This is a genomic window from Methylophaga sp. UBA1464, assembly GCF_002325665.1.
GTDB lineage: Bacteria > Pseudomonadota > Gammaproteobacteria > Nitrosococcales > Methylophagaceae > Methylophaga.
The window spans coordinates 13,401-26,619 of record NZ_DCSO01000084.1; the positions used below are offsets into that span (position 1 = coordinate 13,401).

The window sequence follows — 13,219 nt, forward strand, 5'->3', positions numbered from 1 at the left end:
CCACCGTTACAGGTCGGACAGCAGCAACAGGATGGTAAACACTGTTCAGCTGCCTGAACCGCGACCTGAATAACCGCATGCTCTGTGCCGTTCGTCTGCACAGAGCATGATAAATACTGGTCTTCGCTATATCAATTCCAGCGTAGCTGATTTATCGAGGCGCTCTTGTGGCACAACTTCCCTGGCAATCACAACTGCAACAAACAATAAGCGATCGTAAAGCCGCTGGCTTATACCGTCGATCACGGTTGCGTGACGGCGAGCAGGGTGTGGAAGTCGTATTGGATGGCCGGAAGTTATTATCGTTCAGCAGTAATGATTATCTAGGCCTGGCAGCACATCCGGCATTAAAAACCGCATTTGTCGAGGCATTGGATCGTGAAGGTGTTGGCAGTGGGGCTGCGCATTTACTCACCGGCCACAGTCGTTATCATCATCAGCTGGAACAGGCTCTGGCAGAATTTACCGGACAACAACGAGTTCTGCTGTTTTCGACCGGTTATATGGCCAATATCGGTGTGATTGATGGTTTGCTCGGTAAAACCGATGTTGTCGTCCAGGACAAGTTGAACCATGCATCGTTACTTGATGGGGGCCGTCTTTGCGACGCCCAGCAATTACGATATCCCCATGTGGATATGGGCTTATTGCATCAACGACTGCATACTGCTGCCAACGCCCGAAATAAATTGATCGTCAGTGATGGTGTATTCAGTATGGACGGGGATATTGCCCCATTACCGGAAATCATGGATTTAGCCGAACAGCATAAAGCGGGCGTAATAATTGATGATGCACATGGATTTGGCGTATTGGGTCAAAACGGTGGAGGTGTTGTCGAGCATTTTGCTTTAACGCTGCAGCAGATGCCGATTTTGGTCGGCACCTTTGGCAAAGCCTTTGGCACGGCAGGCGCTTTTGTTGCCGCTGATGAAGTGGTGATTGAGACTCTGGTGCAACAGGCTCGCAGTTTTATCTACACCACCGCGCAGCCACCGGCTATCGCTGCAGCGACATTGGCGAGTCTGAAACTGATTAAACAGGAAAGCTGGCGGCGCGATAAATTACAGCAATTGATTCAACAGTTCCGTGACGGTGCAGCCCAATTAGGCTTGCCATTAATGCCCTCACAAACGGCAATTCAACCCCTGTTGATTGGTGACGATAAAACAGCACTTAAATTGGGACAGGATCTGGAACAGCAGGGCATCTTGGTAGGCATTATCCGACCACCGACCGTGCCGAAAAACACCGCCCGATTGCGTATCACGCTGTCTGCGGCCCATGATGTCTGGCATATTGAGCAATTACTGCTCGGTTTGGAGCGCAGCTATGTACATTAAACAGATGGGGCAGGGCCCAGATGTGGTAATGCTGCATGGCTGGAGTATGCATAGTGATGTCTGGCAGCCGCTTGCTGAAATACTGGCCCAGCAGTTCACCTTGCATCTGATTGATTTACCGGGCCATGGACAGTCCGAATGGCAGGCTGATGCGTTGCAAATTGACAAAGTATTAACCCAACTTGCTGATAACGTCCCCCAAACGGCATATTGGTTGGGCTGGTCATTAGGTGGACAGCTGAGCTTGGCTTTTGCATCACGCTATCCACAACGTGTCACCAAATTAGTTTTGATGGCTGCCAATCCAAAATTTGTCACCGCTGACAATTGGAGTGAGGCAATGGATGCGGCAGTGTTTGCGGTATTTGCCGGACAGCTGAACTATGATCAACGCGAAACGTTAAAACGCTTTGTGCTGCTTCAGGCGCGTGGTGCAAAAGGCAGCCGGGAAACCATTCAGCTACTGGCAGAAAAAACGGCTGATAATGTCGCACATCCTGAGGCTTTACAGGCTGGATTAGCGTTATTGGAAACGTTGGACTTACGTTCTGAGCTCGCGCAGTTACAGATACCGGTGAAATGTCTATTAGGGGATCGCGACCAGTTGGTGCCGATAACGTTGGTTGAATCCTTGTCTGAATTAAATAAAACCATTTCAATTGATCGCATTGCCGGAGCAGGACACGCTCCGTTTATCTCTCAACCTCAGTTATGTGCCGATAAAATCAATGAGTTTTTCAATGACTGAGCAAGCCTTACGCCCGGAAAAAAATCGCGTAGCGCGAGCCTTTGGCAATGCGGCGAACAGTTATGATGATGTGGCGATTTTACAGCGTGATACGGCAGATGAAATGCTGGAACGTCTGGAACTGGTTAAAATCAAACCCCAGCATATTCTGGACTTGGGGACCGGCACCGGACGCAACCTGGCTTTACTGCAACATCGTTATCCTGACGCCCAACAAATAGCCGTGGATATTGCTCCCGCTATGCTCAAGCAGGCTAGACAACGTTATCGGCATGATCAAGGAGTGCGCCGCTGGCTACCTGGGCAAAAATCACCCCGCTTCATAACAGGCGATGCTGAGCAATTACCGTTAGCCGATAACAGCGTGGATTTGGTATATGCCAACCTGGCTTTGCAGTGGTGTGACTTAACCGCTGCGTTTACCGAGATACAAAGGGTATTGCGTCCAGGTGGTTTGTTAATGTTCAGTACGCTTGGGCCCGACACCTTGCAGGAACTTCGCCAAAGCTGGGCTGCGGTGGATGATTATCCACATATCAATGTGTTTCTGGATATGCATGATGTGGCCGAAGCCATGTTTGCCGCCGGACTCAGTGATCCGGTTTTGGACAGTGATCGACATAGTCTCTTGTATCCGAGTCTGATCAATATGATGCGTGATTTACAGCAATTAGGTGCACGTAATGTTAATCAGGGGCGCCGCCGTGGCCTGACCGGTAAAAACACCTTGAAAAAAGTAACCCATGCCTGTGAACAATTTCGGGTCAATGGTCAACTTCCAGCCACTTATGAAGTGATTTATGGACATGCCTGGGCGGGGGAGAATTCTCTGCCGATGACCGAAGATGGCTGTGTGGCAGTCAGTCTCGACCAATTGAGAAGCAAGCTCTGATGACTCAGCATATATTTGTTACCGGCACCGATACCGAAGTCGGCAAAACACGTATCAGTGTCGGACTGATCAAAGTTTTACAACAGCAGGGACTAAAGGTTGCTGCAATGAAACCGATTGCCAGTGGTTGTGAATGGCAGGATGGTCAATGGAAAAATGAAGACGCACTGGCATTGAGTCAGCAGGCAGATATCAAATTACCTTATTCGCAGATCAATCCTTATGCCTTTGAACCGGCGATTGCGCCTCATCTGGCAGCAGAGCAGGTTGGGCAAACCATATCGCTTAATCTGATTGAAACCCAATTTGCTGCCATGCAGTTACAGGCAGATGCCATCGTAGTCGAAGGTGCCGGCGGCTGGCTGGTGCCATTAAATGATCAGCAAACGATTGCCGATTTGGCGAAAGCATTACAGTTACCGGTAGTGCTGGTGGTGGCGATAAAACTGGGTTGTATTAATCATGCTCTGTTAACCGTTCAGGCCATCGCAGTTTCTGGCCTGACTCTGGCGGGTTGGGTAGCCAATGATTTTTTGCAGGATCCACAATCTGCAGCGATTATCCGGAGTTTGGCAGACCGAATTTCTTCGCCATGTCTGGGCATAGTGCCCAAGCTGGCGGATAACGAAGACGCCAGCGCATATCTGAATTTGTAACGATTATTGTTACGGTGTTGCTGGAAAAACAGTGAGTTCATCTCCCGTCTGCCATTGCGGGTATTTATACATAATCTGTTCGAACAAATCTGACTGGAGAAATCCATTTAACCAGTTCTGCAGTTTGGGGTAATCCGCCTGGCTGAACCAGTCCCAATCAACCAAAGCAAATTGTCGGATAAACGGCAACACTGCAAAATCGACTAAAGTCAGAGAATCGGTCATTAAACTGACCTGTTGGCTGAGCCGTTGTTCTAATTTTTTTAAAAACTGTTCGCCCTGTTCACGGTAATACTCTGCACTGTGTTCAGGATAACGATCGGCATATTTATACCGATCCAGTATTTGTTTGAAGCTGACATCATTCTCTTCAATGAGAATAAACGCCTCTTTGCGTTGCTGCTCATCCAGAGATTGCCATATGGCATGGTTTTCAGCTGCCCAAAGCATAATATCCAGACTTTCTTCCAGCAGATCGCCATTGTTTTGCCACAGCACCGGAACCGTTCCTTTTGGCGATATCTCCAGCAATTCAGCCGGTTTATCTTTTAATACCACTTCGCGTATTGCCACTTTACGTCCGGTAATCGCAATAGCTAGCCGGGCTCGCATAGCATACGGGCAACGTCTGAAACTGTATAAGATGGGTAGAGTAGTCGACATTTAACGTTCTCTTTTAATAGCTCTGAACAACACTATAAATGGAGAGTTGTACGTTGGATGTTGGCGAAGAGTAGAGCCGTGTTAAACCTGCTTGTTGTTACGCAGCTCTTCTGCCTGACGATTCAGCGTGTGTTTTACCAGAATATTTCTATCAGTTTCACTCATATGAGTAAATGCCATCCGCAGGTAGAAGCCTTTACCCTCAACGCTTTCAACTAATTGATCACAGGCAATGACTTTGGCAATGGCGCGAATATGCAGACCGCCCGGCAACAACTGCATTCTGACTTCCATTGCTGAACGGGGTTGAAACGCACTATCGGTCATTAAAGCCAGGCCGCCGGCGCTGAGATTGACCTCATTTGCGGCTTCCGGATTGAGCGGGGTGTGCAGCAATTGGACATTCTGCGCCAGCAGATTCACCTTTTCATCGAGCATTCTCAGTGCTCTGGCGATATCCCTGTCGGTATGACCGATTTGGTCGGTCAGATGATTAAAACTTTTTTGGATCGATGACATTTGCTGAGTCAACTGTCCGGCTTCAGGCGTGGCATCAATAATGGCCTGACCAATTTGCTCAGCTTCAGCAGTGCTGAGTGGAACGACGGACATAACCAAACGATCATTAATGCGGAAAAATTCCCGGCGTTCGGCACCGGTTGGAGGGATATCGTTCATCTTATGTCTTCCTGTTGCCTGCGACCCAATAAATGAATCAATGCTGATTTTATTTAATAAAGTATAAACATCGGGTGACCCTGGGGGATTTCTCCCAGTGCCGCCCGATGTCATTAATCACACAACAGATTACAAGTTTTCTGAAGCAAAGTCAGCCAGTCGTGAACGTTCACCACGCAGCAGGGTGATATGTCCGCTATGCGGCCAGTTCTTGAAATGATCCACCACGTAAGTCAGACCCGAAGTGGTTTCACTCAAGTATGGGGTATCAATCTGTGAAATGTTGCCCAGACAGACAATCTTGGTGCCGGGACCTGCCCGGGTAATCAGGGTTTTCATCTGTTTGGAGGTCAGATTCTGTGCTTCATCGATAATAATAAAACGGTTAAGGAAGGTACGACCCCGCATAAAGTTCAGTGAGCGAATCTTGATCCAGCGTTGCAGCAAATCATTGGTTGCCTGCCGGCCCCAGTCGCCACCATCGGTTTTGTTGAGTACCTCAAGGTTATCCATCAACGCGCCCATCCACGGCGTCATTTTTTCTTCTTCTGTCCCGGGCAGAAAACCGATATCTTCCCCCACTGGCACGGTGACACGGGTCATGATGATTTCACCATAGCGTTTGTGTTCAATACATTGAGTTAAGGCGGCTGCCAGGGTTAATAACGTTTTACCGGTTCCCGCCTGACCCAACAGGGTGACAAAATCAATTTCCGGATCCATTAACAGATTCAACGCAAAATTCTGCTCACGGTTGCGTGCGGTAATGCCCCAGACTGAATGGTTCTCACGACGATAATCATGAATCAGCTCAATGTCAGCGGTGGTTTCATTGTTGTTACGCACTACCGCTTCAATGGCTCGTTCTTCGCCGGGTGAATAAATCAGCTGGTTGGGATACCAGTCTTTGACGACTTCTCCTTCGACCTGATAAAAGGTACGGCCATCTTCAGTCCACGATTCGAGGCGGTTTAAATCTTCCCAGAAATCGGCTTTCAGCTCACTGGAACCGCGATACAGCAGATCCACATCATCAAGTACTTTATCGTTGTAATAATCTTCGGCGCAGATACCTAACACAGTGGCTTTAATACGCAGATTAATATCTTTGGAAACCAGAATAACGTTGGTATCGATTTGAGCTTGTTGCAGGTTGATAGCAACAGCAAGAATGGCATTGTCGGCTATTTGTCCTGGTAATTCTTTAGGTAATTCTCCGGCCATCTGGCGGGTTTGGAAAAATAAACGACCACTGGCCTGGGGCACATCACTGTTGATAACGCTCGGCAGAGGAATACCCGAATTTATGGCATCGTTATCTGCGGCCTGTTCTAACAAATCATCGAGAAAACGGCTGACCTGACGCACATTTCGCGACACTTCGGATAAACCTTTTTTACCTCTATCAAGTTCTTCCAGTACCACCATAGGCAGAAAAATATCGTGTTCATCAAAGCGGAATAAAGCAGTGGGATCGTGCATCAGCACATTGGTATCAAGCACAAACAGACGTTTTGTCGCGTCGGGTCGTTTAATCATTCGGAGTAGATCCTCTTGTTGAATTGACGTGCCTGCGTTTGATTATGATCGAAGTAAATGCATCTGCAAAGGGGAATCAGGCGTATTTATCGGACTAAATCAACTAGATCATTGAATCGGATATAAATAATTTTGTTGAAAAGCACTTTTCAAGCGTAGGGCTGCCAATACGACACTATCGCAGGATAATTTTTTAGCTGGTTAAGAAGCGTTTTACGGCTTAAATCCAGGATTGTCAGTAAGTCCTTATATTCATGCCATTATCCTGATGGCTTATGATCCGGTGTAAGATTTGGGTATTATTGGTAACGTTATATTCAACGTTAAAGTAACAGGCTGCTTAAATGAACGAAAAACTTGGAATTTCCCAGGAAACCTTTGCATTTTTTGCTCCGATTATCAGCTTGTTTGGCAGCACTTTTCTCCTGCTTCTGGTGATGCTGGTATTAAATTCTGTTGCTTCCCGGTTTATTCGTCGAACCATTGATTCCACAGAATTGCGTCGCAAATGGCTGGTTCAGACCCGCAACGGCATTATTCTCATTTTTATTCTCGGGCTCATATTAATCTGGGGCGAAGAACTCAGAACGCTGGCGTTATCGGTGGTTGCCATTGCCGTAGCCTTTGTAGTGGCCACCAAGGAACTTATTTTGTGTGTAACGGGGTCATTACTTAAAACCGGTGCTGGTTCGTTTAATATTGGCGATCGTATTCAAATCAAGGATTTCCGTGGCGACGTTATTGATCAAACCTTATTAGCGACCACCATTCTGGAAGTGGGTCCCGGAAAGCTTACTCATCAACGTACGGGACGTATGGCCGTTATTCCCAATGCGTTATTTGTCTCCGAGCCTGTCATAAATGAAAGTTATACCCGGCAATATGTCCTGCATGTTTTTACCGTGCCATTCAAACGCACGGATAAATGGCAAACTGCCCAACAGGCCTTATTGTCGGCGGCTGCAAAACATTGTCAGCCCTATCTGGAAAATGCCCGTATCTATATGCAGAAACTGAGTGATGAACGTGGGTTGGATGCGAGTTCGGTTGATCCTCGTGTCACGATTCAGGTTCCTACCGCTGCAGAAATTCATCTGGTGGTGCGTTTCCCGGTACGGGCTTCTCAGCGCAGTTATATTGAACAGCTGATTCTGTCCGAGGTGTTTACCGAAGACTTTTCGGGCAAAGGCAAAAGTACTGAGGAAGAAGCCGAAGAAGAGGCAGAAGAAAAAGCATAATCCTCAAAGATGACTGGTTAAGGTATTGTTTCTGAAATGATTCAGGTTTACTGTCACAACTGATGTTCTGGGCAGAGAGCCTGATATGAAAGCTGTAAGCTAACGCTTTGCTGCCGGATAAAACGACCGACGGAGCACGCTGATGACAAAGCGGATAGTAGTTTGTGCAGACGGTACCTGGAATAGACCGGAAAAGGATCTGGCCAAAGATTTCCCCACCAACGTACTTCGAATGGCGCGTTCGATTGACCCGAGAGGGTCTGATGGCATCACGCAGCAGGTATTTTACGACTGGGGAATCGGCTCTTATTATGAACAGGTGCTCGGTGGTACCACCGGCAAGGGCCTGAATAAAAACATCATGGACGATTACCGTTATATTGTTCAGAACTACCAGCCGGGCGATGAGATTTTTCTGTTTGGCTTTAGCCGTGGCGCTTACACCGTTCGCAGTTTAAGTGGTTTGATTTATAACTGCGGCATTCTCAAACGACCGGATGCCAGACTGATTGAAGCGGCATTCGAGCATTACAAAAAACCCGGTTACAGTTACGCACCGGATGGCGAAAAGTCGATTGCTTTTCGTGAAGCGCATTCACATAAAAGTCGTCAGATTAAATTTGTTGGCGTATGGGATACCGTTGGTGCATTAGGTATTCCGATATCTTTTCTCGGTTTATTGAACAAAAAAGACGAATTTTACGATACCAAAATCGGCCCTAATGTCGATATTGCCCGACATGCGATGGCGATCGATGAAGTGCGTTCAGATTTTGAACCGACCATCTGGGATCCGCGGGAAAAGCTGGATCTCAAACAGGTGTGGTTTGCCGGTGTACACAGCAATATTGGCGGGAGTTATGCGCCGGATAAAGAAACCGGTGGCTTGTTATCCGATATTCCACTTGAATGGATGATGCAGCAGGCAGCTGAAGCTGGATTAGTGCTCGAAACGCATCTTAAAAGCAGTTTGAATGGCCGTTATGATGCGACTTTGCATAACTCACGTAAACATATATATCGTTCGAAAAGGCCTTTATATCGCCCTATAAACCATAAAAAAAGTGAGGTATTAATTCATCAGACTGTGAAACAACGTTGGGATAACGATGAGGCGTATCGCCCTAAAAATCTGCTGCAGTTTCTGGAGCAGAACGACGGCTGGCCGACATTAGTCAATTAATCTGATAACAGGTGTCATTATTCCTGATATTTGGGCTTATCGGTGTTGTCATCTTCATCAGTCGTTTTATGATCATCCACCGGATCATCAGTGACAGCGGTGCCAGCTCCTGATTGATCACCTGTTTGTGACTCTTCAATGGTCACTTTTTCTTTACCCTCTTTACTGTCAATGACGACTTGTTTACCTTCACCTTCAGCGGCAAGCACCACGGTTATAAAACACAGTGATAAGAGGGTAGGAAGAACTGTTTTGCCGAAAATATGTTGCATCGATAAATCCTTTGTTGAAAAAACGTAGTGAATTGGCTCTGTCATCTTCAGCATCAAAGCGCAGATACGGTTTACCATGTTGCCAGTTATAAAGCATCAGGTAGCGAGGTTCGTTAACTTCAGTTAATCAGGAAAAGAAAAAACAGCATAAACCCCGGGCGACTGAAATAATAATTTCGGGCTTTTTATTTTATCTGCAAGGATCCCATCATTGACACATCTGTCTCTGGAAAAAAATCAGCTGTTTATTTATCTGTTGGCCGTGTTACTTGGGTTGATTTTGGGTGTTATGGTGCCAGAGATGGGTGGCCGGTTGGAAATCGTCGTATGGCCGTTATTAGCGGCCTTGATGTATACAACGTTTACCCAGGTTCCATTAACGCATCTGCGGGACGCTTTTTACAAACCTGAAGTACTACTGGCAGCAATTCTGGGGAATTTTGTGTTGATTCCTCTTGCAGTCGCCTGTCTGCTGCTGGTCGCTCCCGATGACCCCGCTGTAAAACTGGGTATTTTATTAGTGTTGTTGGTGCCGTGCACGGATTGGTTTATTACCTTTTCTCAGCTTGGCGGTGGTGATACCAGACTGGCAATCACTTTTGCCCCGATAAGCCTGCTGTTGCAAATCCTGTTGTTACCATTCTATCTCTGGCTGTTTCTCGGTGATGAGTTTCATCTGAATCTGGCACAGGGTGAGATGGTTTGGGCATTTTTCAGTTTGATTATCGTGCCATTGATGCTGGCATTTCTGACTCAAAAATGGTTAGCGAAGCAGGACAATGGTGAGCGGGTAATCAATTTTCTGGCATGGTTTCCGGTGCTGTTATTAGCCATGGTGATGTTTATTATTGCGATATCGCAAGTCACTATCGTGCTGCAGTCCGTCAGCTTATTATTCCACTTATCAGTAATATTTTTGTTGTTCCTGGCTATTACGGCCGTAATGGCCAGGCTTTTATCCAGGTTATTTAAACTTTCATCACGGCAGGGTAGGGTACTTGCATTCAGCTTTGGCACCCGTAATTCTTTTGTGATGTTACCCATTGCCCTGGCGTTGCCCGCTTCATATGAGCTGGCAGTCGTGGTCATTGTGTTTCAATCATTAGTCGAGTTGATCGCCATGATGGTGTTTTTGTGGTGGGTGCCAAAGCATCTTTTTCCTTTAAGCAGGTAACTAATGATGGGTAAGAATCATCCGGTAACCGATCTCGAAGAATTGTTTGATTGTATTGGCGAAGCGGCTGAGCAAAGGCCCAATCAAAACGTTTCGATTGACCTTATTATGGATATGATAGGCCGTCGTTCTTTTGGACCACTGTTGCTTTTGGCTGGCTTGATTATATTAGCACCGGTTATTGGCGATATCCCCGGGGTTCCCAGTATCATGGGCGTGTTTATCTTTTTAGTCGCCATACAGTTATTGACGGGGCAGGAACACTTCTGGTTACCAAAATGGTTATTACAACGTGCTGTTCCTGGTGACAAGTTATTAAAGGCTGTGAGATGGTTGCGAAGACCTGCTCACTTTATCGATAAACTGATACGACCACGTTTGTTGATCTTTGTTAATGGGACCGCCAAATTTGCGATAGCCAGTGTCTGTATTTTGATTGCAGTCATGCTACCGTTTATGGAAGTCATCCCTTTCAGCGCCAACGCAGCCGGTATCGCCCTGGTTGCTTTTGGCCTGGCGCTGATAGCCAGAGACGGCCTGCTCGCATTGTTGTCATTTATTCTGACAGGCCTGACTGCCTGGGTTATTTTCTCCAATTTACTTTAATTCAAATCTGAGAAAAGCCGGCCACCGTATTTTTCTGGCAGATAATAAATTGGCACTTTTATGACTGTTAATCCGGTACCACTGCACGGCCAATGGTATGTGCATCGGTGCCAAACCAGATGGCATTGCTGGTTTCGTCAAACACCATATGCCGCACAGTCTGACCGCCTGATGGAACTTCATCTATCGCTATAAATTGTTCGGTTTTGCTATCAAAACCGATAAACCGGTTTGGTTGTAACCCTGTTTCCACGTACCAGATTCGATCCTGGTTATCGACGGTCATCGCATACAAGCCTGCGGCTTCGCCTCCCGGAGTCCGCCATTGCTGCATGGATTCATCTTGCGGGTTATAGACGCCCACATAACCAACACCTGCATCCACCCACCAGACACGGCCATCTGATGTCAGACCAATTCGACGGATAATACTTTCTTCATCAGGGGTGTTAATGATATCGAGTTGCATGGACTTTGGATCCACTGTGCCGATGGCATTACTCCCCATAAAAGCAATCCATGGACGATTCTGCTTATCCACAACCAATCCGTAAGGCCGCATATTGTTTCCGGGGACTTCAATAATTTCCAACTCACCTGAGTCAGTGGCTAATTTACCGATAAAACCGGCCTGGCCAGAACGCTGCACGGTAAACCAGATATTGCCATCTGAAGTCCAATCCATTGTGTGTGGGTCATTAACACTCTTTGGCATATCAAAACGAGTCACATCACCGGTATCTGGATCCAGACGGCCGATATGCCGGTCTTTATTACCGGCATACCAGGGATAACCCTCAGCATCGACAATCACGGTATGCGGGCCTGCTTTAGGAATGTCGAAACGCTGCATTTCACCGGTTTGCGGATCCAGTCTCGCCACATAATCACCCACCTGTCCGACAAACCAGACGCTGCCATCGGGACTGACATACGGATCCCGTGGCCGGGTATTTTTCCATTCAACACGCCACTCGCGGAAATTCAGGGAAACTCTGTCAGCTTCTTTTACGATATTTTTATCGTTCGGTGAGTCAGCCATAGCCACGTCGCCGAGGATGAGCCCTGTTACTGTTGTCAGAAAATAGGCTATAAAGCGATGAAATTGAGTTGCCTGTTTGAGTGTTGTCATGTTCGTTCTCCATGCTTTTTGGGTGATGCGTTTCAATGATTGACATGTGGATGTGATAAAAGTGCTGATTAATGAATGATTTAAATATTCAAATTCAGCTTGGAAAGGTGCAGTCAATTTATCTAACATCGAATGCATTAATAAACAGCATTCTCAGCAAGTAATGAAGGTCACCAATGGATAACTCACCCGTTTTACAGATTGTATTACTCACGATGGCCGCGGGTATCTGCATCCCTGTCGGTGGTTTTGTGGCCAGTTTTGAGCGGATACATTCGCAATGGCTGGAAAAAGAATTAAGACATTTTATTATCGCTTTGGGAGGCGGCATTTTGCTGGGTGCGGTGATGCTGGTGCTGGTTCCCGAAGGCATAGAGAATATGGGAGATTCAGTTTGGGGTATTTTGTTTATTGTCGCTGGCGGGTTGATTTTTTTCTATATAGAACGGTTGCTCGGTTTGCACAAAAATGAATCTCCCCAACTATTGGGCATGATATTGGATTATGTGCCGGAAGCGATCGCGTTAGGCGGGTTGATGGCATTGAACCCGGCTTCAGGACCTTTACTGGCATTGTTGATAGGGTTACAGAATCTCCCCGAAGGTTTTAACGCCTATCGTGAGCTGAAACAGCACAACAGGCATGGCAATGTACTGGGCAAGATGACATTGTTTGTTGTGCTTGGTCCGGTAGCCGGATTGGCGGGATATTTCTTTTTATCTGAACATCCCGCCATTCTCGGGGCGATTATGCTGTTTGCCTCAGGTGGCATTCTGTATCTGGTGTTTCAGGACATTGCCCCACAATCAAAACTCGCCAGACACTGGGCACCACCATTGGGGGCTGTTTTCGGCTTTTGTCTGGCCCTGTTCAGCCATCTGTTGCTGAGTCATTCCTGACCATTAACGGCACAGAAATGATCACCGAAGTCTCGCTGGATGATTATTTTTCGTGAACTTTAACCTATGTAATATCTGCCAGTATATTAGGTTGTTACCTTGAACCTCACTGTATCTTTGAAAGCGCTCTCAGCACAGTAACTAAAGTGCTATTCCAACACTTGGAAACGTCGAAAAGTATTCGTTGTAATTCTGT

The 13,219-nt window shown here is 46.8% G+C and carries 14 protein-coding genes; 9 read left to right on the top strand and 5 right to left on the bottom strand.

The features are described from left to right. Positions 1–167: 167 nt before the first annotated feature. The 4 genes from bioF to bioD are packed head-to-tail and all read left to right on the top strand — an operon-like array spanning position 168 to position 3,639. Positions 168–1,343 (top strand): 8-amino-7-oxononanoate synthase, encoded by a 1,176-nt coding sequence (bioF, locus tag B3O33_RS10640; RefSeq protein WP_292362243.1) that lies wholly within the window; start codon positions 168–170, stop codon positions 1,341–1,343. After that, positions 1,333–2,091 (top strand): pimeloyl-ACP methyl ester esterase BioH, encoded by a 759-nt coding sequence (bioH, locus tag B3O33_RS10645; RefSeq protein WP_292362244.1) that lies wholly within the window; start codon positions 1,333–1,335, stop codon positions 2,089–2,091. Before bioF ends, bioH begins: the two co-directional genes overlap by 11 nt. Next, entirely contained in the window at positions 2,084–2,983 is a 900-nt protein-coding gene (gene bioC / locus B3O33_RS10650; RefSeq protein ID WP_292362245.1) for a malonyl-ACP O-methyltransferase BioC, read from the top strand. Before bioH ends, bioC begins: the two co-directional genes overlap by 8 nt. Further along, positions 2,983–3,639, top strand: a complete 657-nt coding sequence (bioD, locus tag B3O33_RS10655; protein WP_292362247.1) for a dethiobiotin synthase — start codon at positions 2,983–2,985, stop codon at positions 3,637–3,639. Before bioC ends, bioD begins: the two co-directional genes overlap by 1 nt. Positions 3,640–3,648: 9 nt before the next feature. Here bioD and B3O33_RS10660 read toward each other — a convergent pair whose 3' ends face one another. The 3 genes from B3O33_RS10660 to B3O33_RS10670 form a co-directional block, all read right to left on the bottom strand. After that, positions 3,649–4,302 carry a glutathione S-transferase gene (locus tag B3O33_RS10660; RefSeq protein WP_292362248.1) on the bottom strand — a complete coding sequence of 218 codons (654 nt, stop codon included), beginning with the start codon at positions 4,300–4,302 and terminating at the stop codon, positions 3,649–3,651. Positions 4,303–4,383: 81 nt separating this feature from the next. After that, positions 4,384–4,980: a PilZ domain-containing protein gene (locus B3O33_RS10665; protein ID WP_292362249.1), complete on the bottom strand. Its 597-nt coding sequence runs from the start codon at positions 4,978–4,980 to the stop codon at positions 4,384–4,386. 129 nt (positions 4,981–5,109) lie between these two features. Then, entirely contained in the window at positions 5,110–6,519 is a 1,410-nt protein-coding gene (locus B3O33_RS10670) for a PhoH family protein (protein WP_292362250.1), read from the bottom strand. 344 nt (positions 6,520–6,863) lie between these two features. Between B3O33_RS10670 and B3O33_RS10675 the strand changes: the two genes are divergently transcribed. Together B3O33_RS10675 and B3O33_RS10680 are read left to right on the top strand one after the other, a co-directional pair. Then, on the top strand, positions 6,864–7,757 hold the full coding sequence (locus tag B3O33_RS10675; protein WP_292362251.1) for a mechanosensitive ion channel domain-containing protein: 894 nt from the start codon (positions 6,864–6,866) through the stop codon (positions 7,755–7,757). 142 nt (positions 7,758–7,899) lie between these two features. Beyond that, positions 7,900–8,940, top strand: coding sequence for a DUF2235 domain-containing protein (locus tag B3O33_RS10680; RefSeq protein ID WP_292362252.1), 1,041 nt, complete (start codon positions 7,900–7,902; stop codon positions 8,938–8,940). 17 nt (positions 8,941–8,957) lie between these two features. On the opposite strand, the gene B3O33_RS10685 is transcribed toward B3O33_RS10680, so the two are convergent. Then, on the bottom strand, positions 8,958–9,212 hold the full coding sequence (locus B3O33_RS10685) for a hypothetical protein (RefSeq protein WP_292362253.1): 255 nt from the start codon (positions 9,210–9,212) through the stop codon (positions 8,958–8,960). A gap of 211 nt (positions 9,213–9,423) precedes the next feature. On the opposite strand from B3O33_RS10685, the gene B3O33_RS10690 reads away from it, so the two are divergent. Further along, complete coding sequence (locus B3O33_RS10690) at positions 9,424–10,386, top strand: arsenic resistance protein (RefSeq protein WP_292362254.1); 963 nt, start codon at positions 9,424–9,426, stop codon at positions 10,384–10,386. A 6-nt stretch (positions 10,387–10,392) separates the two neighbouring features. Further along, positions 10,393–10,992, top strand: a complete 600-nt coding sequence (locus tag B3O33_RS10695; RefSeq protein WP_292362255.1) for an exopolysaccharide biosynthesis protein — start codon at positions 10,393–10,395, stop codon at positions 10,990–10,992. 67 nt (positions 10,993–11,059) lie between these two features. Here the strand turns inward: B3O33_RS10695 and B3O33_RS10700 are convergent, their stop codons facing one another. Then, a complete protein-coding gene (locus B3O33_RS10700) occupies positions 11,060–12,124 on the bottom strand; it encodes a virginiamycin B lyase family protein (RefSeq protein WP_292362256.1) in 1,065 nt (354 codons plus the stop codon). Between the two features lie 176 nt (positions 12,125–12,300). Here B3O33_RS10700 and B3O33_RS10705 point away from each other — a divergent pair, with 176 nt between their 5' ends. Beyond that, positions 12,301–13,023, top strand: coding sequence for a ZIP family metal transporter (locus B3O33_RS10705; protein WP_292362257.1), 723 nt, complete (start codon positions 12,301–12,303; stop codon positions 13,021–13,023). Positions 13,024–13,219: the final 196 nt, after the last annotated feature.